Genomic DNA, 26051 nt, shown 5'->3' on the forward strand with positions numbered 1-26051 from the left:
TGCTGATCGAGCCCGCAGCCCGCGCAGCGGGCGTATCGAGATCCACGTCCGTCAGACGGCAAGGCCCGGAGCCTGACCTGCTGACGCTGGTGGGTCTCCTAGGAAAAGTGACCTCCTGCGTGTGGTCGCTGCCTTGCTGATCGAGTAGCCCGCGCAGCGGGCGTATCGAGATCCACCAGCGCCAGAAGTCCAGATCAGAAGCCCGATCTGCTGACGCTCGCGGGTCTCGATACGCCCCTGCGGGGCTACTCGACCAGCATGGAGGGCGACGAGCGCCCTCTTTTCCCTCACCACCGAGACGCATCGCGGCTTCGCCGCTCGATACGCCGCCTGCGGCGGCTACTCGACCAGCAGGCAAGGCGACGGGGCTACCCGACCAACCGGCTGCGGGCCGCCGCCCTCGCGATGCGGGTCACCGCCTCCTCCAGCACCTCCGGGGAGCAGGCGAGGTTGAGCCGCACGAAGCCGCGGCCCTCGCGGCCGAAGTCGGCGCCCGACGAGAGAGCCACCCGCGCCTCGGCGAGGATCACCGCGGCCGGATCGACGCCGAGTCCCGCGTCGCGCAGGTCGATCCAGGCGAGGTACCCCGCTCGCGGCCGACGGTAGCGAGCGGCGGGGAGCAGCCGGGCGAGCAGCGTCCCGAGCAGCGCGGCGCTCTCGTCGATCGCGGCGATCGTCCCGTCGAGCCAGTCCTCCGCCTCCTCGAACGCGGCGACGCTCGCGTGCAGGCCGAGCAGGCCCGTCCGCCAGGCGACCTCCTCCGGCAGCCGTCCGAGCGCCGAGTGGAGCCGCTCGTCGGCCGTCACGATCAGCGCGCACTTGAGCCCGGCCAGGTTCCAGCCCTTGCTCGCGGAGGTGGCGCACACGCCGACCCTGGCGGCCGCCTCCGACACCGCGAGGAACGGTGTGAAGCCGTCCTCCGTGCGCGCGAGCGGTCCGTGGATCTCGTCGGAGAGCACGATCGCCCCGTGCTCCTCGGCGAGCGCCGCCAGCTCGGCGAGCTCGGACGCAGGGTGCGGGAGGCCGAGCGGGTTCTGCGGGTTGCACAGCAGGATCGCGGCCGCTCCCGCCGCGAAGGCGCGCTCGATGCCGGCGAGGTCGAGGCGGTACGCGCCCGACTCCTCGAGCATCGCGACCTCGAGGACCTCGTGCCCCGCCTCCGGGATCAGCTCGAAGAACGGCGGGTACACCGGCGGCGTGATCACGACGCGGCTCGCCGGGGGCAGCAGGACGCGCAGCGTCTCGGGGATCGCGACGCTGACGTCGGTCGTGCTCAGCACCTGCGCGGAGTCGACCTGCCAGCCCCAGCGCCGCTCGGCGAACGAGGCGAACGCCCCCGCGAGCGGGCCGGGGCCGAAGGCGTAGCCGGTGTCGGAGGCGCGCACCCGCTCGACGAGCCGCTCGGCGATCACCGGCGCGAGCGGGTAGTCGGTCTCGGCGACGAAGAGCGGCAGCACGTCCTCGGGGTGGAGCCGCCACTTCGCGCTCGTCCGCTGCCGGAGGATCGCGAGCGGCTCGGCGCGGACGACGGTCATGCCTCCACCGTAGGCGGAGTGCAAGGCCGCGCGGATGCTCCGCCTGCAGTGGTAGGACTAGGGGCATGAGCAACGACATCCGCGAACTCTCCGAGGGCGAGAGCTATCTCGCCTTCTTCCAGGGCGGGCCGTTCGACGGCCAGACCGAGACCCGTGTCAGCACCGACGGCGGGTACGAGAAGGAGGTCGACGTCTACGCGGCCGTCGACGGCCAGGAGACCCACCTGGTCTACACCTCCGTCGCCGCGAAGGAGGTCGGCGAGGCGGTCCACGTGACGTACTCGCTCGACAAGCCCGACTCCGACCCCATCGAGGACCCGGAGGACCGCGGGGGCGGGTTCCAGTAGCCCGCACCTCCCCCTGAGATGCCGCCCCGGTCGTGTTCCGCGCGACCCGGGCGGCATCTCGTGCGTCCGGCGCCGGAACTCCCGCCGATGGGGGTGCGACGCCTGCGGTCGGGCTAAACTGACGGTTCCTCATCTGCCGTGACTCGCGAGGGAGCCATCGTGACCGTGCACCCCAGGACCTCTCCGTGACGCCGCTGCGCGACTCCGCCGCTCGCGAGTGGCTGAGCTCACGCGGGATGCAAGCGGAGGCGGCGACGCTCACCCTCGTGCCACAGGAGTGGAGGGGCTCCGGAGTGACGGTCCGGCGGCTCTGGCACACCGCCGCGTCGCTGCGTCGACCGGACGCGTCCACCGGCCTCCTGCTCGTCGTACCCCTCGAGGGCGTCGTCACGATCACCACGCCGAGCGGAGCGACCGACTCGGTCGAGCGGGGCCGGTTCACGACGCTGCCCGCCTCCGCGACCCTCACGACCGGGGCGCCGAGTGCGCGCCTCGAGCTGCTGAGCCCTCGAGCGGAGTCGAGCCCTCTGCTCGCCGTCCGCTCGTCCCCGGCGCTGGCGGTTCTCGTCGCGACGGCCGACGCGATCCTCGACGGCGACCTCGATCACGACGGGCCGAGCCGCGCCGGGCTCGGCAGCGCCCTCGAGAGCCTGCTCACCGCGGTGCTGGCGGGCTCCGCTCCGTGACGAAATGTGACCCTTCTCGGGGTCGACTCGAAGGCATCGAACCTACGATCGCGCCGGGAACGGCCGATCGACGGCCGCCCGGACGGAGACGACGATGCCCACCGAGCAGACCACCTCGACGATCGGCGCCCAGTCCGCCGAGTTCACGACCGGCTTCAACGAGACGATCGGCGACGAGCTCGCCGCGGTCTTCGCGGCCGAGCAGGCCGACCTGGTGTCGAGCGGAGTCCCCGACGGCGCTGTCTCGGTCGGCGACCGGCTGCCGAGCGCGACGGTTCTGACCGTCGGCGGCGAGACCGTCCACCTCGCCTCCGTCCTCGGCCGGGGAGCGGCGGTGCTCGTGTTCTACCGCGGCGCGTGGTGCCCGTACTGCAACATCACCCTGCGCCACTACAACGCCACCCTCGCGCCCGCGCTCGCGGAGCGCGGCGTCACGCTGGCGGCCGTGAGCCCGCAGACGGCCGACGCCTCCGGATCGGTCGCGGACGGCGAGCTCGGCTTCACCGTCGTCTCCGACCCGGGCAACGTGCTCGCGGCCGAGCTCGGCATCGTCACCGCTCCGAGCGACGCCGCGGTCGCCGCGCACACCGAGCTGGGCTTCGCGGTCAAGGACTCCAACGCCGACGACACCGCCGCGATCCCGTTCCCGACGGTCCTGGTGCTCGATGAGGCCGGAGTCGTGCAGTTCGCCGACGTGCACGTCGACTACACGACGCGCACCGAGACCGACGAGATCCTCGCCGCGGTCGACGCGATCCTCTAACCAGTGCGGGGAGGGGCTGTCAAGGGTCCCTCCCCTCCCAGCCTCCTCCCCATCCGCGGCGCGACGCTCCTTCGAACAGCTGAATGACGCCGATCCTCGGCGCCGGAAGGAGCACGACTCATGGCAGAGATCACCGCCCACCACGGACTCTTCAAGGACACCGACCTCCACGTCGACGACACCGGCGGCTCGGGCCGTCCGATCGTCCTCATCCACGGCTGGCCCCTCTCGGGCGAGTCCTGGAGCGAGCAGGTCCCGGCCTTCGCGGCCGCCGGCTACCGCGTCATCACGTACGACCGCCGCGGCTTCGGTCGCAGCGACAAGCCCCTCACCGGGTACAGCTACGACACCCTCACCGAGGATCTGCACACGCTGCTCACCGAGCTCGACCTGCAGGACGTCTCGCTCGTCGGCTTCTCGATGGGCGGCGGCGAGGTCGCCCGCTACTTCTCGAAGTACGGTGCCGAGCGTCTGCACAGCGTCGTCTTCGCCTCCGCGGTGCCGCCGTACCTGATGAAGACCGACGACAACCCGGAGGGTCCGCTCGAGAAGTCGGCGGCCGCCGAGATGACGGCCGGCCTCACCAAGAGCGAGGACGACTTCTACGAGCAGTTCACGACCGAGTTCTTCTCGGTCGACGGCGTCCTCAAGGTCACGGAGGCGCAGCGCCAGGACGCGCTCGCCCTCGCGAAGCAGTCGTCCAAGCACGCCGCACTGGCCTGCATGACCGCGTTCGCGACGACCGACTTCCGCGAGGACCTGCCGAAGGTCTCGGTCCCCACGCTGGTCATCCACGGCGACGGAGACGGCACCGTTCCGTTCGAGGGCTCGGGAGCGCGCACGCACGCGGCGATCCCCGGCTCCGAGCTGTACGTCGTCGCGGGCGCCCCGCACGGCGTCAACGTCAGCCACGCCGACGAGTGGAACCGCGTCGTCCTCGAGTTCCTCGCGAAGTAGAGGCACCCGCGCTCGAGAAGGGGCGCTCCGCATCGGCGGGGCGCCCCTTCCGCGTGCCCTTGCGGATCGCACCCGCCCCCTCCTCGCTGGTCGATGCGCCGGCCTGGAGGGGCCCCCGCGTCAGCCCTTCTCGGCGCCCTCCGTGGTGTTCATGATGCGCTTCTGGAAGACGAAGAAGAGCACGGCCACCGGGATCGACATCAGCACCGCCGCCGCGAGCTGCAGCGGGTACTGGTTGCCCGTGCCCAGCTGGCCCGAGACCAGCGACGCGACTCCGGTGGTCAGCGTGTTCAGCTCCGGCGACTGCCGCGACACCACGAAGTGCGAGAACTCGTTCCACGAGCCCTGGAACGACAGGATGAACAGCGTCACGATCGCCGGCCGCGCCATCGGCACCACGATCGAGCGGAACGTGCGGAACACTCCCGCTCCGTCGATCCGCGCGGCCTCCTCGATCGACAGTGGGATCGAGTCGAAGAACTGCTTCATGATGAAGATGCCCGCCGCGTCCACGATCAGCGGCACGATCATCCCCGCGTAGCTGTCGTAGAGCCCGAGCTGCTTGAGGATCAGGAACCGCGGGATCAGCAGCACGACGCTCGGCACGCTCATCACTCCGATGAACAGCGCGAACAGCAGCCCTCGCCCGCGGAAGCGCAGCCGCGAGAGCGCGTAGCCCGCGAGCGAGTCGAAGAACACGCGGCCGACCGTGACGACCACGGTGACGATCACCGAGTTCAGCGTCCACAGCGGCAGCGGCACGTCGGTGAAGAGGCGCTCGTAGGAGGCGAACGACCAGGTCGCCGGGAGCAGCGACAGCGGGTTCGCGGTCGCGTCGGAGTCGGTCTTGAACGACGAGGCGACCGAGATCAGGAACGGGTAGATGTAGACCAGCGCGAGCCCGATCAGCAGCAGGTAGCCGCCGATGAGCGAGGCGCGACCGCGGGCGCCGAGGGTGACGCGACGGTGCGGGACGCGGGCGGGCTGCTCCTCCGGCGTCGGGTCGGCGGTGGTGCGGTCGGAGACGAGCGTGCTCATCGCACACCTCCCGTGGTGAGGGTCGTCGCGGCGTCGGCGCGGGCGGCGCGGCCCGCGCGCTTGCGGGGCTCGCCCTTCTCGCGGAGGATCGCGCGCTGCAGCAGCGTGAGGACGACGATGATGAAGAACAGGATGAAGGCGATCGCGGCGCCCTGGCCCCAGCGCAGATCGGTGAACGACGACTCGTAGGCGAGGTAGGCGGGGGTGAGCAGCGTCTTGCCCGGAGACCCTCCTCCGGTGAGGTAGATCTGGTCGAACACCTGCCAGGTGCCGATGAGGCCGAGGGTGAGCACGGTGAAGAGCGTCGGGCGCAACATCGGCAGCGTCACCGAGAAGAACTTGCGCAGCGGCCCCGCGCCGTCCATCAGCGCGGCCTCGTCGATCTCGGCGCCGATGTTCTGCAGCGCCGCGAGGAACAGCAGCATGAACGTGCCCGAGGTGGTGAAGATCGCCATGGTGATCAGCACGCACATCGCGACGGAGGGGCCGGACAGCCAGTCCCACCAGGTCAGCCCGAGAGGCGCGGCTCCCCCGAAGCCCGTGCCGTCGAGGCCGATCAGCCCGAGCAGGCTGTGCAGCACTCCGGTCGGATCGGCCATCCAGGTCGGGCCGTCGGCGCCGAACCAGCCGAGCACCGCGTTGACCACTCCGGAGGCGCTGAAGAGGAAGAGGAAGATCACGGTGATCGCGATCGAGGAGGTGACGGAGGGGAAGTAGAACGCGGTGCGGAAGAAGCCGCGGCCGCGGAGGATCCGCCGGTTGACCTGCACCGCGAGGAACAGCGCGAGCGCGGTCTGCAGCGGCACGACGAGCAGCACGTAGTAGACGTTGTTGCGGATCGCGGTGCCGAAGTCCTTCTGCGCGAGACCGGAGTCGAGGAGCACGGCCCGGTAGTTGTCGCCGCCGACGAACTGGGCGGTCGGGCCGAGCGGGGAGCCGAGGCCGTTCCAGTTGCTGACGCTGACCCAGAGGGCGAGGCCGATCGGCACGACGAGGAACACGCCGACGATGACGAGGGCCGGCAGGGTGAAGAGCCAGCCGTAGCGGGCCTCGTGCCCGCGGATGCCGGAACGGCGCCTCCGCGCGGCGACGGTGGTGCTCATCGATGCGTCTCCTTCGACGATTCGCGATGCGGGTGGGACCGGGGGGCGGCGGTCGGGTCCGCCGCCTCCCGGAGTCGGGCTACTGCGCGGTGGCCGTGTCGAGCGCGTCCTGCAGGTTCGTCTGCAGATCCGCGAGGATCGCCTCCGGATCGCCGGTCGCCAGGCCCTCGAGGGCCGAGTTGAAGTCGGTGATCACGGTCGCGGCGCCGGCGAAGGCGACGGGGCTCACGGCGTAGTCGTTGCCCGAGACGAAGGCGGCGTTCTCGGGATACTTGGTCGCGTACTCCGCGGCCCCGGTCTCGGTCGACGGGATCACGCCGAAGGCGTCCGAGAAGGCGAGCTGCTGCTCGTCCGAGGTGAGCGCGGTCACGAGCGACTCGGCCTGGTCCGCGGTGTCGCTGCCAACCGGGATGCCCCAGCAGTTGCTGAAGGTGAAGGTCGACTTCCCGCCCGGGCCCGCGGGGAGCTCGGCGACCGTGTAGTTCACGTCGGGGTAGTCGGCGGCGAGCGCTCCGTTGATCCACGGGCCCTCGATGACCATCGCGGCGGCGCCCTTGCCGAACGCCTCGCCCGACCAGCCGGAGTCGAGGTCGGCCGGGAACTTCAGCGTCCCGTCGGTCAGCAGCTTCTTCACCTCGGTGAGGCCCGCGACGTTCTCCGGGGTGTCCGCCGTGACCGTCTGGCCGTCCTCCGACAGCAGCGAACCGCCGGCCTGGTTCATGAACGTGCCGATGCGGGCGTACTCCGCGCCGAACGAGAGCCCGGCGACGCCGTTCGCGGTGAGCGTCGTCGCGGCCGCCTCGAGCGAGGCCCAGTCGGTCGGGATGTCGGCGTCCGTCAGTCCGGCCGCCGCCCAGAGGTCCGTGTTGATGATGAGGCCGAGCGTCGAGAAGTCCTTGGGCTCGCAGTAGAACTGGTCGTCGTAGGTGAAGGCGTCGCGCAGCGCCGGATAGAAGGCGTCGGCGTTCCCGGCGTCCTGCGCGTAGGGCTCGAGGTAGCGGTTGCTCGCGTAGGTCTGGAACTGGTCCCAGCTCATGTAGAAGAGATCGGGCGGGTTGCCGCCCGAGAAGCCCTGGCCGAGCTGCTGCGTGAGGTCGCTCGCGGCGACGACGTCGACCGTCGTGCCGTTCTCCTCGCCCCAGCTCGTGACCGCGTCGGTGACGGCGGTCGTCTCGGCGTCACCGGAGGAGCCGATCATCACGGTGAGGCCGGCGGAGTCGCCCGACCCTCCGTCGTCGCCGCCGCCTCCGCTCGAGCAGGCCGCGAGGCCGAGCATCGTCGCGCCGGCGAGCAGGGCGGCACCCCATCGTGCCGCGGTGTGGGTGGGTGTCATGGTCGGAGCCTTTCGTGGGAGATGTCGGCCGCCTCGGGTGCGGCCGGGGGTGGGGTCAGTGCTGGTGCAGGGGCGTCCGCACGACGAGGTGCGGCTCGATCAGGCGGTGCGCCTCGCCGGGGGCGAGCTCGCGGTGGACGACGTCGTCGCCGTGCTCGCCGAGCAGCAGCTCGAGCACTCCCGCGGCGACGGCGCCGAGGTCCTGCTCGACGCTCGAGAGCCCGACCGCCGCCGCGACCGGGGTGTTGTCGAAGCCGACGATCGGCAGCTGCGCTCGACCGACCGCCACCGCCGCCATCGACGCGCCGAGGGCCAGCGAGTCGGAGGCGCAGACCAGCCCGTCGATCCCCGGCTCGTCGCAGAGGAGGGTCATCGCCGCCGACCGCGCCCGCTGCACGTCGTCCTCGGCCGCCGCGACCGTCAGCGGCGACTCGGGGAGGCGCTCGCGGAGGATCCGCTCCCAGCCGCTGCGCCGGTCGTCGCCCGTCGCCGACCCGTCGGGCCAGCCGAGGAAGGCGATGCGGGTGCAGCCCTCGGTGACGAGGTGCTCGGTCGCCTGCGCGACTCCGGAGGCGCCGTCGACGTCGACCCAGAGGTGCTGCGGATCGTTCTCGTCGTCGACTCCCCACGGGCGGCCGAACGTCACGAAGGGCACGCCCTGGTCGATGAGCCACGCGGTGCGCGGATCGCCGTAGAAGGTCGAGGTGAGCACGAAGGCGTCGACGTCGGCGCCGTCGCGCAGGCGGCCGATCTGCGCGATCTCCTCCTCCGGCGACCGTGCCGTGTAGAGGAGGATGCGCATCCCGCGCTCGTCGGCCTGCTCGGTCACGGCGTGGAGGAACCGGTCGAGCAGGCTGCCCGAGACGCCGTCGAGCACGCGGTCCATCCGTATGCCGATCGTGCCGGACTTGCGCGTGCGGAGGCGGCGGGCCGAGGCGTGCGGGCGGTAGTTCAGATCGGCGATGGCCGCCTCGACGCGCTCCCGAGTGGCCGCGCGGACGATCGCGGGGCTGTTGAGCACGTTCGAGACGGTCTGCCGCGACACTCCCGCGACGCGGGCGACGTCGGCGACGGTCGGCAGTGCCATGCGTCCTCCTCGACGGGTTCGATCGTTCAAATGCCGGCTCATGCTGCGGATTTGATCGATCCAATTCGAGTGCTACATTACCTCCGACCGCGGTGGTGTCAACCGGGTGACTCCCGATCCCCTGCCCCGTGCCGACGATTCAGTGAGGAGTCGACCGTGACGACCGAGCACGACGACCGTCCGCTCCAGCCGCTCCTCCACGACGCCGTCGTCCTGCTCCGCGCCCCGTCGCAGCTCTGGTCCGACGACGCGGGCGACCTCGGCGGCCTGCCCGTGCACGGGCTCTACCACGGCGACGTCCGGGTGCTCGCGGGAGCGCGCCTCCTCGTCGGCGGTCGGATGCCCGAGCCGATCTCCGCGGGACGCGCCGACGCCTCCTCCGCCCGCTTCACCGGCCTGGCGCGCCTGCTCGACGACGCCTCGGCCGACCCGCGGATCCGGGTGGTCCGCTCCCGGACGGTCGCCGCGGGGTCGCTGCGCGAGACCGTCCGCCTCGAGTCGGCCCTGCCCGAGGCCGTCGCCACGCGCCTCGAGCTCGCCCTCGAGGCCGACTTCTCGCTCGTCCACGTCGTGAAGGCCGGCCTCCGCGACGACGTGACGATCGAGACCGCGCGCGGCAACGCCTCCCTCGAGTGGCGCCACGGCTCGACCCGGGCGATCGTCCGGGCCGAGGGCGCCTCGATCGACGGCGGCACGGAGGCGGCGCTCGGCTGGGACGTCGTGGTGCCCGCGCGCGGGGCGGTCGAGGTCGCCTGGAGCGTCGAGATGGACGACTCCGCCGCCGTCGTGGCCGCCGCCCCCGGCCCGGCCGAGTGGGCCGGCACGACGGTCGACTCGGGCGACTCGCGCCTCGCCTCCTGGTGCCGCGCCGCGCTCGACGACCTCGACGCCCTGCGGATGGTCACCGTCGACAGGCCTGGCGAGGCCTTCCTCGCCGCCGGCGCGCCCTGGTTCTTCACCCTGTTCGGCCGCGACTCGATCTGGGCGGCGCGGATGCTCCTCCCGCTCGGCACCGGGCTCGCCGCCTCCACCCTCCGCGTCCTCGCCGGGCTGCAGGGCACGCGCGACGACCCCGAGACGGCGGAGCAGCCCGGCAAGATCATGCACGAGCTGCGCTCGACGACCCTCGAGATCCCGGGCGAGGGAGTGTCGCTCCCGCCGCTCTACTTCGGCACCGTCGACGCGACCGCGCTCTGGGTGTGCCTCCTGCACGACGCCTGGCGGTGGGGCCTGCCCGACGACGAGGTCGAGGCCCTGCTGCCCGCGCTCGAGGCGGCGCTGCGCTGGCTGCGCGACGACGGCGACTCCGACGGCGACGGCCTGCTCGAGTACGTCGACAGCACCGGCCACGGCCTCGCCAATCAGGGCTGGAAGGACTCCGGCGACTCGATCCAGTGGCGCGACGGCACCCTGGCCGAGGGGCCCATCGCGCTCTGCGAGGTGCAGGCCTACGCCTACGAGGCGGCGATCGGAGGCGCGGCGCTGCTCGAGCGCTTCGGCCGCGACGGCGCCCCGTGGCGCGCCTACGCCGCCGCCCTGAAGGAGCGCTTCGCCGACTCCTTCTGGATCGACACCCCTGACGGCGGCTTCCCCGCGATCGCCCTCGACGCGCAGAAGCGCCCGGTCGACACCGTGACCAGCAACATCGGGCACCTGCTCGGCACCGGCATCCTCTCGCCCGAGCACGCGGCGCGGGTCGCCGAGCTGCTGATCTCGCCCGAGCTCGACTCCGGCTACGGCCTGCGCACGCTGTCGACCGACTCGGCCGGCTACTGGCCGCTCTCGTACCACGGAGGCTCGGTGTGGGCCCACGACACAGCCATCGCCGTCACGGGGCTCGCCCGCGAGGGCTTCGGCGCGGAGGCGACGACCCTGTCGCGCGGGCTCCTCGCCGCCGCCGAGGGGTTCGGCTACCGGATGCCCGAGCTGCACTCGGGCGATCCGGCCGCGGAGGCCCCCGCGCCGGTGCCCTACCCGTCGTCGTGCCGCCCGCAGGCCTGGTCGGCCGCCGCCGCCGTCGCCGTGCTCACGGCGGCGCTGGGGCTGGCGCCGGGGGGCGAGACGCTCGCCGTCGCGCCGATCCCGCTCGCCGGGCCGATCAGGGTGACGGGGATCCGCTACCGCGGCGCGGACGTGCCGATCGACACGCGCGACCTCGGCTGAGGGCTCAGGACAGCCGCGCGACGACCGCCCGCGCGATCCTCCGCCCGGAGCGGTTGGCGCCGATCGTCGACGCCGTCGGCCCGTAGCCCGCGAAGAACACGCGGGGGTCGGTGAGGGAGGCGCCGTCGGCCACCGCGACTCCGCCCTCGCGCTCGCGCAGACCCAGCGGAGCGAGGTGGCGCAGCTCCGGGCGGAACCCCGTCGCCCAGATGATCGCGTCGGCACGGCTGAACGATCCGTCGGGCCAGCGCACGCCGTCCTCCTCGATCGCTCGGAACATCTCGCGCTCGCGGAGGACGCCCCGCTCGATGCCGGCGACGACCCGGCGGGTGCGCTGCACGCCCGTCCCGCCGACGATGCTCGGCAGGGCGCGACCGGCGCGGGCCGCGCGATCCTGCTCGGCCACCGCCTCCACCGCCGAGTTCAGCGCGAGCTGCTCGCCGTCGTGGTACCTGACCGGGCGCCGCGTGGCCCACGTCACCGTGCGGGCGACCCGCTCCAGCTCGAGCAGGAACCCGATCGCCGAGGTGCCGCCGCCCACGACGACCACCTGCAGGCCCGCGAAGTCGGACGCCCTGACGTACTCGGTGGTGTCGACCTGCGTGCCGCGGAAGCGCTCCCGGCCGGGGTAGTACGGCACGAAGGGCGAGCCCCACGTGCCCGTCGCGTTCACGAGGATCCGCGCCCGCTCGGCCGCGCGATCGGTCTCGACGACGAGTTCTGCCGATCGGTCGCCCGGCGTCGCACTGCTGACGCCGCGCACCGCCTCCGGGCGGCGGACGGCGAGTCCGAACTCGTCCTCGTAGCGCCGGTAGTACTCCGAGACGACGTCTCTGGCGGGCCGCCGGCGGTCGGCCGTGGCGAACGAGAGGCCGATCCGGTCCATCCCGGGCAGGTCGTGCACGCGGTGCGCGGAGCCGAGCCGCAGCGCCTCCCAGCGGAACTGCCACGCCCCGCCCGCGCGCGGCCCGCGGTCGAGGACGACGAAGTCGCTGCCCGCCGCGAGGCCCAGACGCTGCAGGTAGTAGGCCACCGAGAGGCCCGCCTGGCCCGCACCGATCACGACGACCGGCGTCGGGGCGACAGGCCGCGGAGCGAGCGCACGGGTCATGCTGCTCCCAACGGGTCGAGGGGCCGTGGCGGACCGACGCGCGAGGGCCGGAGTGGCGGATGCCCCGTCTGCTAAACTACCGGGTAGATTTCATTCTTCTCTGTCTGCTATTTATCCCCAGCTGGCTCACCGCCCGTCTGGCCTGTCATCGTGAGGGGGTCACCCATGGGGCGCGGCCGTCAGAAGGCAAAGAACACCAAGATCGCTCGGGAGCTGAAGTCGTTCAGCCCAACGGTCGATTACACAGCGCTCGAGCGCGAGCTCAGCCACCCGGACGAGCCGGACTACTCGAAGTGGATCGACCCCTCGGACGACGAGGACGACGACACCGGCTTCGTCGAGGAGCAGCACCAGAAGCGTGCCTGACACGTCGTCGCCAGCGGGGTCGCTCGGTTCGAGCGGCCCCGCTGTGCGTTCGGGGGGCGTCGCTCCGGCGGTCGTCGAGCAGCTGTCGACCCGCATCGCCTACGAGACCCCGTGGATCCGCGTCCGCGAGGACGAGGTCCTCTGGCCCGGGGGCAGCACGGGGGTCTACTCGGTCGTCGAGCGCGCCGACTACGCGCTCGTGATGCCGCGCGAGCGCGACGGCTTCTGGCTCGTCGAGCAGTACCGCTACCCGATCCGCCGGCGCGCGTGGGAGTTCCCGGCGGGCGGCTGGCCGCACGGGTCGGCCGGCGGCGACGCCGTCGCGCTCGCCCACGCCGAGCTGCGCGAGGAGACGGGGCTGCGCGCCGGCCGCCTGCACCACCTCGGGCGTCTGAGCGAGGCCTACGGATTCGTCGCGCAGGCCGTCGAGATCTTCCTCGCGGAGGAGCTCGAGCACGGCGAGCACGAGCGCGAGGCGACCGAGTCGGACATGGTGCAGCGCTGGTTCTCCGACCGCGAGGTCGCCGAGATGGTCCGCTCGGGCGCGATCGTCGAGACCGCCGCCGTCGCGGCGCTCGGCCTGTTCTGGATGCACCGCGGGCTCGTCCCCTGACGCTCTGAGCACTGCTCGGCGCGGTGTCAGGGGTGCCTGCGACACTGACCGGATGTCCTCTCCTCCGCTGTCGCGGCAGCCGGTGTGGCACTCCGACGTCCGTGGGAACGACCTCGACGAGGCCCGAGACTTCTATGCGCGCGGCTACAACGGCTCCGGGTTCCGTGCCGAGCGCTCCGCCGCGCCGTTCTCGTACCGCTACGCGTCGACGGCACCCGGTCCGGTCAGCCTGCACTCCGCCTCGTTCCTCGGGTCCGTGCGCGGCGCGGTCGATCCCGGAGGCGTCTACGTCGTGCTCTGGCTGACCCAGGGCCGGGCCTCGCTCGACCTGGGCCGCGACGAGATCCGCCCGGCGATCGGGCAGCCCGCCGTCTTCCCCACGGGCCGTCCCTTCGGCTTCGACGCGCACGAGTACCGCGACGCCCTCGTGCACATCGACGCGGCCTACCTCGAGCGCGCGGCCGCCGAGCGGCACGGGACGGCGCCCGGTCCCCTCCGATTCGCGCCCACTCCCGGTGATACCGCGACGTGGTGGGCGGCCGTGCGCGTCCTCCGCGACACGCTCGCCTCCGCGACCGCGCCGACCGCCCTGCAGCGCGACGCCGCGCACCGGATCACCGCCGACGCGATGCTGAGCACCTTCGCGCACCTGGTCGCCGCTCTTCCCCCGACACCACCGTCGGTGAGCGCACGCCGGCTGCGCCGCGCCGTCGAGTTCGTGCACGCCAACGCCGATCTCCCGCTCGGCGTCGCCGACATCGCCGACGCCGCGGGGCTCACCGTCCGCGGGGTGCAGCTCGCGTTCCAGCGCGCCTTCGCGCAGACGCCGCGGCACTACCTGCGGGGCGTCCGCCTCGATCGCGCGCGCGAGGAGCTGCTCGCCGGCAGCCCCGGCACACTCGTCGTGAGCGACGTCGCCGCGCGCTGGGGCTTCGTCAGCGGCGGCCGCTTCGCCCAGCACTACGCGCGCCGCTTCGGCGAGCTCCCCCGCCAGACGCTGCGCGCCTGACGCCCGCCGCAGCGCAAGGGGGTGCCGCGAGGTCCGGCCCGGCGTAGGGTCCGAGGACGGCCTGCGGAACGACCTGCAGGCTCGCGTCGATGGAGCCGCGATGTTCGAACCCGAAGGATCCGTGCGCCCTGTGGCACGGATCAGCTATGTCACTGCCGCCCTGCTGGTCGGCGCGATCCTGGTCGGCGGTGCCGTGGGCGCCGCAGTGGCCCTCGTCCTCTACCTCCCCGGCGCACTGCGCGCGGGCGAGCTCGATCCGTCCGCCCTGGTGAGCTTCGGGATGCTGATGGGCATCGCCTCCGGAGCCGGGATCGGCGTGGCAGGAGGCGCCGGCGCCGTCGCCGGAATGGTCTCGGCCCGCGCCGTCAGCCGCAGCGACCGCGCCTTCGTCCTCGGCACCAGCCTGGGATCCGCGGCCGGCGTGCTGACCGCCTCCGCGAACCTGCTGGTCAGTCGCGACGCCTCGACGTGGCTGGCCGCCCTGCTCGCCACCGCGACCGCGTTCGTGCTGTGCCTGCTCGGGGCGCGACTGCTGACCCGCCACGAGCACTCGTGGGAGCGCGAGCACGCGACCCGGAGCCGCTCGGCCTGACCTCCGGCCCGCAGGAACGGGTTCGGCTCGCAGGAACACGCGATTCCCGCGAGCCGAACGCGATTCCACGAGCCGGAGCTCGACACTCAGCCCGCGTAGGACCCGACCAGGCGCACCGCGCCGCCGTCGACGCCCTTCGCACCCTGCTCGAAGCCGTCGAGCCCGCGCTCGCCGACCGTCACGCGCCCCGCGACCCAGGAGGGGACGCCCGCGCGCTCGAAGCTCGCGATCACCGCGGGCGCCGAGTCGGCGTCGACGACCGCGAACATGCCGATGCCGAGGTTCCACGTGCCCTCGGTGCTCTCGAGCGACGCCCCCGACATCGCCGCGAGCGCGCGGAACACGTCGGCCGGGCTCCACGACGCGCGGTCGACCTCGACCCACGATCCCCGGGGCAGCACCCGCGCGAGGTTCGCCGCGATGCCGCCTCCGGTGACGTGGCTGATCGAGTGGATGCTCGCCCCGAGCGTCTCGTCGTCGAGCACGGTCAGCAGCGGCGCCGTGTAGAGGCGGGTCGGCTCGAGGAGCACCTCGCCGACGACCCCGCCCAGCTCCGCGGAGCGATCGGTGAAGCCGACGCCGCGATCGGCGAGGATGCGGCGCACGAGCGAGAAGCCGTTCGAGTGCAGTCCGGAGGAGGCCATCGCGATCACGAGGTCGCCGTCGCGCACCCGGTCGGCGCCGCGCACCGCGTCGGCCTCGACCGCGCCGACCGCGGCACCGGCCACGTCGTAGTCGTCGGGTCCGAGCAGCCCCGGGTGCTCGGCGGTCTCGCCGCCGACGAGGGCCGTGCCCGTGGCGGAGCAGGCGCGTGCGATCCCGGCGACGATGTCGGCGATGCGCGTGGGCACCACCTTGCCGCAGGCGATGTAGTCGGTCATGAAGAGCGGGCGCGCGCCGACCACGACGATGTCGTCGACGACCATGCCGACGAGGTCCTGGCCGATCGTGTCGTGCTTGTCGATCGCCTGCGCGATGGCGACCTTCGTCCCCACTCCGTCGGTCGACGTGGCGAGCAGCGGCGCTCGGAAGTCCTTGAGGAACGACACGTCGTACAGCCCCGCGAACCCGCCGACTCCGCCGAGCACGTTGCGGTCGTGGGTCGCCGACACCGCCGCCTTCATCAACTCGACCGCGAGATCTCCCGCCGCCGTGTCGACTCCGGCTCGGGCGTAGCTGCTCGTCTCATCACTCACGCGACGACCCTATCCAAGGGCCGCGCTGTGGAGGCGACGGTTCCCGCCGGGCTCCTGCCGCGACCGCGCTCGACGACAGACTGGTCGCCGTGCCTCTTGTCGCTGTCACCCCCGCCGACATCCACTCCCTCCGCGCCTTCCTCACCGAGGCCGATCTCACTCTCGCCGGACTGGACGACCCCGCGGTCCGCCTCTGGACGGACCGGGGCGCGGACGGTGCGATCGTCGGCAGCACGGGGTTCGAGCTCAGCGCCGACGGAGCGCACGCGCTGATCCGCAGCGTGGCGGTCGCCGGTGGTCGACGGGAGGCCGGCACCGGGTCCCGCCTGGCGACCCACGCCCTGGAGGCGGCGGCGGCCTCCGGAGCGACTCGAGCGTGGCTCTTCTCCCGCCGCTCGGGCCCCTTCTGGCAGAAGCTCGGCTTCGAGGCGGCCGATCGCGAAGCGCTGGCCGCCGCACTTCCCGACGCGCATCAGGTGCGCCTCTTCAGAGCGACCGGCCAGCTCGATCGCGAAGTCGCCTGGTCGCGGGGCTTGGACACCGCGATGGGCGACAACCCTGGGCTTGTACAACCCCTGACTGATACTATGCACTCTTGACCTGGCGGGTCCTGCAGAGCGACCAGGTCTCGGAGTGGCTGGACGGGCTGGACGACTCGACCTACGAGCAGGTCATCGCCGCCCTCCTCCTGCTCGCGCAGGAGGGTCCGCAGCTGGGCCGACCTCTGGTCGACACGATCACGGGCTCCGCTCTGAAGAACATGAAGGAGCTGCGTCCGGGATCGAGCGGACGCAGCGAGATCCGGATCCTCTTCGCCTTCGACCACCGGAGACAGGCGATCCTCCTCCTCGCTGGAGACAAGGCCGGCAATTGGAAGAAGTGGTACCGCACGAACATCCCGCTCGCCGAAGCGGAGTTCGACCGACACAGTGAAGGAGACATGCCGTGATGCGCACCCTCGAAGAACAGCTGCAGCGCCGACCGGTCGATCGCGAGCGGGTCGAGGGACTCGTCGACGACCTACGCCAGCGGGTACGCGCCGCGCGTCTCCGAGAACTCCGCGAGCGCCTCGACCTGACGCAGGTCGAGCTCGCGTCAGAGCTCCACATCTCCCAGAATCGCGTGTCGCAGATCGAACGGGGCGACATCGACAAGTCCCAGGTCGAGACTCTCCGTCGCTATGTCGAGGCTCTCGGAGGTTCTCTTGCCATCGAGGTCTCGTTCGGCGACGAGCGCTACATCCTTGCGTGAGCGCGACACCTGATCGCAGAAGAGTGGCGCGCTGGCCGATCCGCCCGCACATCGCACACCGGCGCCCCGCGGCCCGGCCGATCCGCCGACAGCGAACCATTAGGGCCAGCGTCGCACCCATGTCAGGATGGACCGTCATCCCCCCTCCATCCCCTTGGGAGCCCATCCGGCATGTGCGGAATCGTTGGAATCGTCTCCTCGGGACCCGTCAACCAGTCCATCTACGACAGCCTCTCGCTCCTGCAGCACCGCGGCCAGGACTCGACCGGCATCGCGACGGCCGACGGCAGCACGCTGCACATCAAGAAGGCGGCGGGGCAGGTCAGGGAGGCGTTCCGCACCCGCGACATGCGCTCGCTGCTCGGCACGATGGGCCTCGGCCACGTCCGCTACGCCACCAAGGGCAACGCGGAGCGCGAGGAGGAGGCGCAGCCGTTCTACGTGAACGCGCCGTACGGCATCATCCTCATCCACAACGGCAACCTGACGAACACGCGTGAGCTCACCGAGGAGCTTTTCCGCATCGATCGTCGCCACCTCAACACCACGTCCGACACCGAGCTGCTCGTCAACGTGCTCGCGAACGAGCTCCAGGCCTCCATGTCGGGCCGCGACCTCGACGCGGACGAGGTGTTCGACGCGGTCGCCCGCGTGCACGAGCGCGTCGAGGGCTCCTACGCGACCATCGCGCTCATCGCCGGCGTCGGGCTGCTCGCCTTCCGCGACCCGTTCGGCATCCGCCCGCTGATCGTCGGACGCAGGTCCACGGCGAACGGACCGGACGACTGGGTCGTCGCCTCCGAGTCGCTCGTGCTCGAGGCCCAGGGCTTCGAGATCGTGCGCGACGTCGCCCCCGGCGAGGCGATCTTCATCACCCCCGACGGCCGGATGACCAGCCGCCAGTGCGCGAAGGACCCGCGCCTCATCCCGTGCTCGTTCGAGTACGTCTACCTCGCCCGCCCCGACTCCGTGCTGTCGGGCATCTCGGTCTACGAGGCGCGCCTGCGCCTGGGCGACCGCCTCGCCGACACCATCGCGGCCTACACGCCGGGCGGAGCGATCGACGTCGTCATGCCGATCCCCGACTCCTCGCGCCCCGCCGCGATGCAGGTCGCGCAGAAGCTGGGCATCCCGTACCGCGAGGGCTTCTACAAGAACCGCTACGTCGGCCGGACGTTCATCATGCCCGGCCAGGCGGTCCGCAAGAAGTCGGTGCGGCAGAAGCTCAACGCGATGTCGAGCGAGTTCAAGGGCAAGAACGTGCTCATCGTCGACGACTCGATCGTGCGCGGCACGACCTCGAAGGAGATCGTCGAGATGGCCCGTACAGCCGGAGCGAACAGCGTCACGTTCGCCTCCGCCGCCCCGCCCGTGCGCTACCCGCACGTCTACGGCATCAACATGCCGTCGCGGAAGGAGCTCGTCGCCCACGACCGGCGCATCCCCGAGATCTCGGAGGCGATCGGCGCCGACTACCTGATCTACCAGGAGGTCGCCGACATGAAGGCCGCGATCCTCGAGGGATCCGACGTCACCGACCTCGAGACGAGCTGCTTCACCGGCGACTACGTGACCGGCACCGTGACTCCGGAGTACCTGGACTGGGTCGAGCGCACGCAGCTCAGCTGATCGGCGTGCAGAACCGAGGCTGAGACGCGCGACTCCGCGCTCCGGCGGGGCCTGGGAGCGCCGCTCCTCGGTTCTGTACGCGCATCCGCCCCGCACACCCCTCGTCAGCGCGCAAGCGGGTGCCCGAAGCGCCGCCGGCGTCGGATGATCGAGGGCGCGCCTGTTCCCGGGCGCATCGAGACGAGGAGTCCCCGTGATCTACCGCCTGCTGCCGTTCCTTCTGACGTTCGTCGCGCGCCGCCTGAAGAAGTCGCAGAGGGCGAAGCGCGCCACGCAGACCCAGGCGCGCCGCACGGCACGCAAGGGCCGCTGACCCTGCTCTAGCGGGCGGAGGCGTCCGGGTCGTCGACGGACGCTCCGGCCTCGTCCTCGGCCGGCGTCTCGCGTGCCACCGTGCGCTCCGCCGTGACGCGGACCACGCGGCGCCCGACGAACCGGTCGAGGACCACGACGACGAGCCCCGCGAGGGCTCCGAAGAGCGTGATGAACAGCAGCAGGCTGAAGCCGAAGATCTGACCCTGCGAGAAGCCCTCGGTCTCGGGCAGCGCGAACGTCAGCACGAACGCGACGATCGCACCGAGGCCGGCACCGAGCGCCAGGATCCGCCACACCCGCGGCGAGCGCCGCATCTCGACCTCTTCGCGGGTGATCTCGACGTCGGCGGGGCGCGGCGAGGAGTCGAGCGGGTCGGTCATGACTTCATTCTCCCCCGCGGGCCCGGGTGGTCGCGACGACTTGCGCTCGCACCGGGTGTGCGCTGGAGGCGGGTCACATCGTGTGCACGATCCGGCCGGCCTGCGCCCGCAGCTCCCGGACGACGGTCCGGACCGAGAGCCGCTCCGCCCGGTCGGGGCGCATCAGCGCGACGATGTGGCGCTGCGAGGCGACCCCGCGCAGCGGCTTCACGACGATGCCCTCGGTGCCGGCCGTGTAGCGCGGGACGACCGCGATGCCCAGGCCCGCCGCCACGAACGCCTCCGTGACCCTGGTCGAGGCGAACCGCTGCTCGACGCGCACGGGCCCGCCGGACGCGGTCTCGATCTCCTGCATGACCCGTTCGAAGGGGAACCCGTCGGGCACGCCGATCCACGTCTCGCCGACGAGGTCGGCCGCCGTCACCGTCGCGCGGTCGGCGAGGCGGTGATCGAGCGGCAGCGCGATGTCGAGCGGCTCGACCATCAGCTCGGCCATCGCGAGCCCGCGGCCGGCCCAGGCGCTGCGTCCGTTCGGCGAGTGCCCGAGCACGATGTCGAAGTCGGCGGTCAGATCGGCGAACTCGTCCGTCCCCGGGTCCGCGTCCTCGCACTGCACGACCAGCCCGTCCACGCTCTGCAGCGCCACCAGCGCGTTCGGGAGGAGCATCTGCCCGGCCGTCGGGAACGTCGCGATGGTCACCTCGCCGATCGGGTTGTTCTTGAAGGTCTGCCAGACGGCGTCGGCGCGCTCGAGCGCGATCGCGATCTCGGTGGCGCTGCGGGCGAGCTCGCGGCCCGCGGCGGTGAGCACGACGCCGCGGCCCGAGCGCTCGATCAGCGGCACGCCGGCCTCGCGCTCGAGCACCTTCAGCTGCTGCGACACCGCGGAGGGCGTGCGGTGCGTCGCCTCCGCCACCTCGGTGATCGAGCGCCGCATCGAGAGCTCTCTGAGCAGTTCCAGCCGTCGCACGTCCATGAAGCAACGCTACATGTCGGGCCAAGAACTGTTCGATTGTCCTTAGGAACGAGGCGAGCCACAGTAGACGTTGTACAGAACATCCGGGCGGATGGATCAGACTCCGCCACAACGAAAGGCAGAACAGTCATGAGCATCGCAATCCTCGTCGTCCTCAGCGCCATCGCCGCGTGGGGAACGGTGTCGACGGTGCTCGTCGCCAGCCGCGACGGCTACCGTCAGGTCCCCGCCCAGCACTGAGCCCCGCGCTCAGCGACAGCACCTCATCGCGTTCGAACGCCGTCTCCCAGGTGGGAGGCGGCGTTCCTGCGTTCGCGGGCACGCGGAAGGCCCCGCGGCGGGTGCCACGGGGCCTTGAGCGTTTCCTGAGCGGCAGTGCCGCCTCCCGGGATTACTTCGTGACGGTGCGGCGGCGCAGACGTGCCGCCGTCATGCCGAGGCCGAGGAGCAGCGCCGCGATGCCCGCTGCGAAGGCGGGAGTCGCGTCGATGCCGGTCGCCGCGAGGTGCTTCGTCGGCGTGGTCGGCGCGTGCACGGCGGGAGCCGGCGTCGACGGGGTGGTCGGGATGACGGTCTCGATCGGGGTGGGCGCCGGCGTCGGCGTGGTGCCTCCGTCAGCGGTCACCGTGAAGGTGTAGCTGAGGGTGACGCCGTTGACCGGGAGGCCGAAGGAGAACTCGTGCTCTCCCTCCGCCAGGTCGTCCGCGACCGGGACGGTCACCGACGCCTTGCCCTGCTCACCGTTGTCCGGCGCGAAGGTGTGATCGATCGGGGCGCGGGAGACCTCGACTCCGTCGACGCTCACGACGACCTCAGGATCGAGCGTCGCGGGGTCGACGTTGTTCACGTCGAGCGAGGTGAGGTCGAAGGTGAACTCGTCCGCGCCCTCCACCGAGGTGTCGACGACGCCGATCCCGCGGGTGGCGGTGTCGGGCGAGACCGGGGAGTTCTCGGCGAAGAAGTCCTCGAGCACCTGGACGTCCCCGCGGCCCGAGTCGGCGACCGCGGTCGCCTCCGTGAAGCCGGTGAAGCCGTCGCCGCCCGAGAAGAAGAAGCTCGGTCCCACGACCGTGAAGGAGTCCTCGGGGGCCACGGGCTCGCCCTGGTAGAACATCTCGCTGATCCGCTCGCCCCACGCCGCAGTCGGGTCGTAGGTGTAGGAGAAGCCGTCCGAGACGCCGAGGCGGAGGTCGGTGGCGCGGTCCGTGATGTCGGGGCGACCTGAGTAGGCCCACTGCTCCTCGAGAACCGTCTCGATCTGAGTGCCGGTCATCTCACCGGTGAACAGCGTGTTGCCGAAGGGCTGGAGCGTGTAGAGCTCGGCGACCGAGATGTTCCCCTCGGGATCCGTCGGGCCGCTGGAGGCGTACAGCAGGTCGGACCGGACTCCGCCGGGATTCATGAAGGCGATCTCGGTGCCGATGTCGGCGGTCTCGCTCAGCATCGCGTCGGCGAGGAGATTGCCTGCCGCGGACTGCGCGGCACGGTTCTCGTTGCCGTTGATCGGACCGTAGACCGTGTCGCTGCCTCGGAGGATGTCACCGGTGATGCTTCCCGCGGACGCTTCGCCCAGCGGAGCGGCTTCAGCCACCGCGGTGGCGACGGTCGCGGCGACCGCCGGGTCCTCGGGGTACACGAGTGCTCCGTCGACGACCAGGGGGATCATGTCGCCGGTGACGGTCGCCTCCGACGTCTCCTTGTCGTAGGTGACCGAGACGTGGCCGAGGTTCGAGCCGTAGACGCCGGTCTCGAGGACGGGGATCGTCTTGCCGTCGATCTCGACGCTCTTGTTGTAGAGGTCGTGGGTGTGTCCGGTGACGAAGGCGTCCACCCGGGCGCCGACTCCGTTCACGATCTTCGCGAGCACGGAGTCGTCGGAAGCGAAGTCGCTGAGGGCGCCGTCGATCGGGTCGGTGGACGGGGTGCCGTCAGCGTTGACGAAGCCGCTCGCCGAACCACCCTCGTGCATCACGAGCATCAGGACGTCGGCTTCGCCGTTGGCATCGTCGCCGTCAGTCAGCTCGTCGGCCACGGTGTTCACCGAGGCCACGATCGGTCGCACGTCGAGGGAGGCGATCCCGGCGGGGTCGACCAGCGTCGGCAGGGCCTCTGTCGTCGCTCCGATGAAACCGACCGTGACGTCATCGAACGTCTGCAGGTCGTACGGTGCGTACGCGTGCTCGTCGGTCCCCTTCTCGAAGAGGTTGGACGAGATGTAGTCCCAGTCGGAGGCCGGCACGATGCGGTCGTCCAGGTCGGCCCGGCCCTTGTCGAACTCGTGGTTCCCCACGGCGCTGGCGCTGAGGCCGATCTGGTTGAGCACATCGATCGTCGGCTGGTCGTCCGCGACCGCCGAGACGAAGGGCGACGCGCTCACGTTGTCGCCGGCCGACACGAGCGTCGATCCGCCCGGGTTCGCCGCGGCGAGAGTGGCGTACGCCGTCGCGATCGAGGCCGCTCCGGCCTCGCCGCCCTCGGCGTCCGACTCGATGTGGCCGTGGAAGTCGTTCATCGTGTAGACGTCGATGACGGTCTCGTCGGCGGCCGTCGCGGGCGCGGCGCCCAGCATGGCCGCTCCGGCGACGGCACTGACGGCCGCCACGGAGAGGAATCGGGAGAGGCCGCGTCGGCCGTTGTCGGGATTTCGCATCTGGCGGAGGACTCCAAGCATCGAGCGGCTTTCGGAGAGAACTCCTGCCGCATAGGGGGAACTTTCCCAGACAACCCGACGGCGGGGCTCCCGTCAAACGGCCCGGCGGAGGGGCGGGTGCGTTTACGAGAAGTTAATGCGGCGTCGGTCGGGCGGCGATCAGACGACGCGGAGGACCGGCAGGTACGGGGTCAGGTCGGCCCGCACCCCCGAGGCGTGGATCCGGCCGCTGGCGAGCCCGTCCTGCCAGGGGAGCGCACCGGTCGCGAGCGGCAGCCAGGTCGCGGCGTCCATCTCGATCACGTTCGGCGGAGTGCCGCGGGTGTGGCCGGGGCCCTCGACGCACTGCGCCGCACCGAACGGGGGGACGCGCACCTCGACGCTGCGGCCGGGCACGTTCGTCTCGATGATCTGCAGGAGGAAGCGGACCGCGGTCGCCGTGGTGTTCCGGTCGGCGTCTCCGGCGAGCGCCGTGCGCACCGCCTCCTGGCCGCTCTTCTCGTCGATCCTGCCCTTGGCCATGGGTCCATCCTGCCGGTGCGCGAGGCAGGACCGGTTCCGCGAGACGACTTCGGGGCAGGCGCCTCCGCCGTCCGACCTCTCGGCCCCGACCTCTCGGCCCCGACCTCTCCGACTCAGACGCCGAACGACTCGCGCTCGACCTTGACGCGGGTGCCGGCCTGCTCGATCACCCTGATGCGCGTGCCCTCGGGGATCGGCTCCTCCGAGTAGGCGGGGCGCCGCTCGACCTCGCCCGGACCGTCGAGGCTGACCTCGCCCCCGCGCACCGAGATCGACGCGGTCGCGATGCCATGCAGGCCGATGACCGCGACCGTACCGCCGTCGGAGCCGCCGACGATGCGCCGGGTGAGACGGAGCACGATGAGATAGGAGGCCACGGCCGCGACGAACGCGGCCGCGTACGCGACGGCCGTCGGCAGGGCGAGCGACATCGTGAGCACGCCCGCCGCGCCGAAGAGCGTCGCGGCGATGCCGAGAGCGGTGCCCGACAGCGCGCTGCCGCCGACCCTCTCGAGCACGTCGCCGACCACGACCGACACCAGCAGCATCAGCAGCCCGGCGACCCCGACCACGATGAAGGTGATCATCGCGGTACCCCCTGTCCCCTCGCGATGGGTCGATCCTGGCAGCAAGCGGGGCGGCGCGGCGTCCGCCGCGAGACGGGTAGTGGAGAGCCGGCGCGCGCCGTCGCGGTGGAGGAGACCCGGGGTCGGCGCTCCGCAGGCCGGGCCTATCCTGTCAGGGTGAAGATCCTCGTCCTCGGCTCGGGTGCCCGTGAGCACGCCATCATCACCGCTCTCCTCGCTGAGGAGGAGCAGCACGAGATCATCGCGGCGCCCGGCAACGCCGGCATCGCCCGCGATGTCGAGGTCATCCACTTCGACACCAACAGCCCGCGCCTGGTCACCGACTTCGCGCTCGAGCAGGGCATCGAGCTCGTCGTCATCGGTCCGGAGGCGCCGCTGGTCGCCGGAGTCGCGGACGCGCTGCGCCAGCGCCGCATCCCGACCTTCGGTCCCGACCGCGCCGCGGCCGCGCTCGAGGGGTCCAAGACCTTCGCGAAGCGGGTGATGGACATGGCGCGCGTGCCCACCGGGCGGGCCACCCGCGTCTCGACGCTCGTCGACGCGAACCGCGTCATCGACGAGTTCGGCGCGCCCTACGTCGTCAAGGCCGACGGCCTCGCCGCGGGCAAGGGCGTCCTCGTGACGGAGTCGCGGAGCGCGGCCGTCGCGCACGCCGAGTTCTGGCTGCAGTCGGGGGACGTGCTGATCGAGGAGTTCCTCGCCGGCCAGGAGGTCTCGCTCTTCCTCCTCTCCGACGGTCACGACGTCGTCCCGCTCTCCCCCGCGCAGGACTACAAGCGCCTCGGCGACGGCGACGAGGGCCCGAACACCGGCGGTATGGGCGCGTACTCGCCCCTCCCCTGGCTCGCCGACCGCTGGGCCGACGAGCGCGCCTTCGTCGACGAGGTCATCGACACCGTCGCGATCCCGACGATCCGCCAGCTCGAGCGCGAGCGCACCCCGTTCATCGGACTCCTCTACTGCGGCCTCATCGTCACCGACGCCGGCATCCGCGTGATCGAGTTCAACGCCCGCTTCGGCGACCCCGAGACGCAGGTCGTGCTCCCGCGCCTCGCCTCGCCGCTGTCGGCCCTGCTGCACGCCGCGGCGACCGGATCGCTCGCCTCCGTGCCGTGGCCCGCCTTCACCGACGAGGTCGCGGTCACCGTCGTGCTGGCCAGCGAGGGCTACCCCGAGAACGCCGTCACCGGCCGCGCGCTGAGCGGGCTGGAGGCCGCGGCCGCCGTCCCCGGAGTCACCATCGCCCACGCGGCGACGCAGCTCGTCGACGGCCGCTTCGTCGCCACGGGCGGGCGCGTGCTGAACGTGGTCGCGCGCGGCGCGGACTTCACCGAGGCGCGAGCACGGGCGTACCGGGCGCTCGATCTGATCCACCTCGACGGCGGGCAGTACCGCCTCGACATAGCTCTTCGAGTCGCGCAGTAGCGCGCCACGAAGAGCTATGTCGTCTGAGCCGCTCCTCGCGCGGCTCAGCGCAGTCGGCTTCTCGAAGTGGTCGCGATTCGCAGAGCGTCCTGCGTACGGCCCGCCGAAAACGCTTGGCACGCGTTTTCGGCTTCGCCTTCAATGGCCAGGGTGGTCTGCAAGTGCGCCGGAGGGCCGGCCGCCAGCCGCCGTCCATGCTGGTCGAGCCCGCAGCCCCGCAGGGGCGTATCGAGACCCACCAGCGTCAGCGGTTCACGCTTCTGCCCCGGCCTCCTGGCGGAGGTGGATGCCAATAGCCCGCTGCGCGGGCTGCGGGCTCGATCAGCGTGCAGGGGACCGTGCGCTGCACGTGGCTTCTCCGCCGAGGGCGTTCGATCCGTCACAGAACACCCGTGTCATCGAGGCGGTTTCAAGCGG

The 26051-nt window shown here is 71.8% G+C and carries 26 protein-coding genes; 14 read left to right on the forward strand and 12 right to left on the reverse strand.

Annotated features, from left to right (window positions below; translation table 11 throughout):
• Window positions 1-368: 368 nt before the first annotated feature.
• The gene (locus tag GRS92_RS15170; RefSeq protein ID WP_159857893.1) at window positions 369-1535 is read right to left on the reverse strand and encodes a MalY/PatB family protein; all 1167 of its coding nucleotides are present in this window, start codon (window positions 1533-1535) and stop codon (window positions 369-371) included.
• 65 nt (window positions 1536-1600) lie between these two features.
• Between GRS92_RS15170 and GRS92_RS15175 the strand changes: the two genes are divergently transcribed.
• The 4 genes from GRS92_RS15175 (at window position 1601) to GRS92_RS15190 (ending at window position 4288) form a co-directional block, all read left to right on the forward strand.
• Window positions 1601-1882, forward strand: a complete 282-nt coding sequence (locus tag GRS92_RS15175; protein ID WP_159857895.1) for an oligoribonuclease — start codon at window positions 1601-1603, stop codon at window positions 1880-1882.
• A 185-nt stretch (window positions 1883-2067) separates the two neighbouring features.
• Window positions 2068-2568, forward strand: coding sequence for a hypothetical protein (locus GRS92_RS15180; protein ID WP_159857897.1), 501 nt, complete (start codon window positions 2068-2070; stop codon window positions 2566-2568).
• A 94-nt stretch (window positions 2569-2662) separates the two neighbouring features.
• Window positions 2663-3331: a peroxiredoxin-like family protein gene (locus tag GRS92_RS15185; RefSeq protein ID WP_159857899.1), complete on the forward strand. Its 669-nt coding sequence runs from the start codon at window positions 2663-2665 to the stop codon at window positions 3329-3331.
• A gap of 120 nt (window positions 3332-3451) precedes the next feature.
• On the forward strand, window positions 3452-4288 hold the full coding sequence (locus GRS92_RS15190; RefSeq protein ID WP_159857901.1) for an alpha/beta fold hydrolase: 837 nt from the start codon (window positions 3452-3454) through the stop codon (window positions 4286-4288).
• Between the two features lie 120 nt (window positions 4289-4408).
• On the opposite strand, the gene GRS92_RS15195 is transcribed toward GRS92_RS15190, so the two are convergent.
• From GRS92_RS15195 to GRS92_RS15210, 4 genes are all read right to left on the reverse strand, one after another.
• On the reverse strand, window positions 4409-5326 hold the full coding sequence (locus GRS92_RS15195) for a carbohydrate ABC transporter permease (protein ID WP_159857903.1): 918 nt from the start codon (window positions 5324-5326) through the stop codon (window positions 4409-4411).
• On the reverse strand, window positions 5323-6429 hold the full coding sequence (locus GRS92_RS15200) for a carbohydrate ABC transporter permease (protein WP_159857905.1): 1107 nt from the start codon (window positions 6427-6429) through the stop codon (window positions 5323-5325). The genes GRS92_RS15195 and GRS92_RS15200 overlap by 4 nt, the downstream gene beginning before the upstream one ends.
• 79 nt (window positions 6430-6508) lie before the next feature.
• Complete coding sequence (locus GRS92_RS15205; RefSeq protein ID WP_159857907.1) at window positions 6509-7762, reverse strand: sugar ABC transporter substrate-binding protein; 1254 nt, start codon at window positions 7760-7762, stop codon at window positions 6509-6511.
• 55 nt (window positions 7763-7817) lie between these two features.
• A complete protein-coding gene (locus GRS92_RS15210; RefSeq protein WP_159857909.1) occupies window positions 7818-8849 on the reverse strand; it encodes a LacI family DNA-binding transcriptional regulator in 1032 nt (343 codons plus the stop codon).
• Window positions 8850-9005: 156 nt separating this feature from the next.
• Between GRS92_RS15210 and GRS92_RS15215 the strand changes: the two genes are divergently transcribed.
• A complete protein-coding gene (locus tag GRS92_RS15215) occupies window positions 9006-11012 on the forward strand; it encodes a glycogen debranching N-terminal domain-containing protein (protein WP_235022052.1) in 2007 nt (668 codons plus the stop codon).
• 4 nt (window positions 11013-11016) lie between these two features.
• Here the strand turns inward: GRS92_RS15215 and GRS92_RS15220 are convergent, their stop codons facing one another.
• Entirely contained in the window at window positions 11017-12123 is a 1107-nt protein-coding gene (locus GRS92_RS15220) for an NAD(P)-binding domain-containing protein (RefSeq protein WP_159857913.1), read from the reverse strand.
• A 165-nt stretch (window positions 12124-12288) separates the two neighbouring features.
• Between GRS92_RS15220 and GRS92_RS15225 the strand changes: the two genes are divergently transcribed.
• From GRS92_RS15225 to GRS92_RS15240, 4 genes are all read left to right on the forward strand, one after another.
• Complete coding sequence (locus GRS92_RS15225) at window positions 12289-12489, forward strand: DUF3073 domain-containing protein (protein ID WP_159857915.1); 201 nt, start codon at window positions 12289-12291, stop codon at window positions 12487-12489.
• Between the two features lie 43 nt (window positions 12490-12532).
• Entirely contained in the window at window positions 12533-13102 is a 570-nt protein-coding gene (locus tag GRS92_RS15230; protein ID WP_159857917.1) for an NUDIX domain-containing protein, read from the forward strand.
• Between the two features lie 52 nt (window positions 13103-13154).
• Window positions 13155-14111, forward strand: coding sequence for a helix-turn-helix transcriptional regulator (locus GRS92_RS15235; RefSeq protein WP_159857919.1), 957 nt, complete (start codon window positions 13155-13157; stop codon window positions 14109-14111).
• A gap of 130 nt (window positions 14112-14241) precedes the next feature.
• Entirely contained in the window at window positions 14242-14703 is a 462-nt protein-coding gene (locus GRS92_RS15240; protein WP_159987795.1) for a hypothetical protein, read from the forward strand.
• 86 nt (window positions 14704-14789) lie between these two features.
• Here the strand turns inward: GRS92_RS15240 and purM are convergent, their stop codons facing one another.
• Entirely contained in the window at window positions 14790-15899 is a 1110-nt protein-coding gene (gene purM / locus GRS92_RS15245; RefSeq protein WP_159857923.1) for a phosphoribosylformylglycinamidine cyclo-ligase, read from the reverse strand.
• An 89-nt stretch (window positions 15900-15988) separates the two neighbouring features.
• Between purM and GRS92_RS15250 the strand changes: the two genes are divergently transcribed.
• The 4 genes from GRS92_RS15250 to purF all read left to right on the forward strand — a co-directional run bounded on the left by GRS92_RS15250 (window position 15989) and on the right by purF (window position 18779).
• The gene (locus GRS92_RS15250) at window positions 15989-16498 is read left to right on the forward strand and encodes a GNAT family N-acetyltransferase (protein WP_327437450.1); all 510 of its coding nucleotides are present in this window, start codon (window positions 15989-15991) and stop codon (window positions 16496-16498) included.
• Complete coding sequence (locus tag GRS92_RS15255; RefSeq protein ID WP_235022053.1) at window positions 16495-16848, forward strand: type II toxin-antitoxin system RelE/ParE family toxin; 354 nt, start codon at window positions 16495-16497, stop codon at window positions 16846-16848. The genes GRS92_RS15250 and GRS92_RS15255 overlap by 4 nt, the downstream gene beginning before the upstream one ends.
• On the forward strand, window positions 16848-17150 hold the full coding sequence (locus tag GRS92_RS15260) for a helix-turn-helix domain-containing protein (RefSeq protein ID WP_159857955.1): 303 nt from the start codon (window positions 16848-16850) through the stop codon (window positions 17148-17150). Before GRS92_RS15255 ends, GRS92_RS15260 begins: the two co-directional genes overlap by 1 nt.
• A gap of 171 nt (window positions 17151-17321) precedes the next feature.
• Window positions 17322-18779, forward strand: coding sequence for an amidophosphoribosyltransferase (purF, locus tag GRS92_RS15265; protein ID WP_159857925.1), 1458 nt, complete (start codon window positions 17322-17324; stop codon window positions 18777-18779).
• A gap of 320 nt (window positions 18780-19099) precedes the next feature.
• On the opposite strand, the gene GRS92_RS15270 is transcribed toward purF, so the two are convergent.
• From GRS92_RS15270 to GRS92_RS15290, 5 genes are all read right to left on the reverse strand, one after another.
• Entirely contained in the window at window positions 19100-19474 is a 375-nt protein-coding gene (locus GRS92_RS15270; RefSeq protein WP_159857927.1) for a hypothetical protein, read from the reverse strand.
• A 73-nt stretch (window positions 19475-19547) separates the two neighbouring features.
• Window positions 19548-20450: a LysR family transcriptional regulator gene (locus GRS92_RS15275; protein ID WP_159857929.1), complete on the reverse strand. Its 903-nt coding sequence runs from the start codon at window positions 20448-20450 to the stop codon at window positions 19548-19550.
• A gap of 391 nt (window positions 20451-20841) precedes the next feature.
• Entirely contained in the window at window positions 20842-23100 is a 2259-nt protein-coding gene (locus tag GRS92_RS15280) for a bifunctional metallophosphatase/5'-nucleotidase (RefSeq protein WP_235022054.1), read from the reverse strand.
• A 159-nt stretch (window positions 23101-23259) separates the two neighbouring features.
• Complete coding sequence (locus GRS92_RS15285) at window positions 23260-23622, reverse strand: sterol carrier family protein (protein ID WP_159857931.1); 363 nt, start codon at window positions 23620-23622, stop codon at window positions 23260-23262.
• Between the two features lie 113 nt (window positions 23623-23735).
• On the reverse strand, window positions 23736-24209 hold the full coding sequence (locus GRS92_RS15290; RefSeq protein WP_159857933.1) for an NfeD family protein: 474 nt from the start codon (window positions 24207-24209) through the stop codon (window positions 23736-23738).
• A 156-nt stretch (window positions 24210-24365) separates the two neighbouring features.
• Between GRS92_RS15290 and purD the strand changes: the two genes are divergently transcribed.
• Entirely contained in the window at window positions 24366-25634 is a 1269-nt protein-coding gene (purD, locus tag GRS92_RS15295) for a phosphoribosylamine--glycine ligase (RefSeq protein ID WP_159857935.1), read from the forward strand.
• Window positions 25635-26051 lie beyond the last annotated feature (417 nt).

Origin of the sequence: Rathayibacter sp. VKM Ac-2754 (assembly GCF_009807095.1) — a bacterium.
Taxonomy (GTDB): domain Bacteria; phylum Actinomycetota; class Actinomycetes; order Actinomycetales; family Microbacteriaceae; genus Rathayibacter.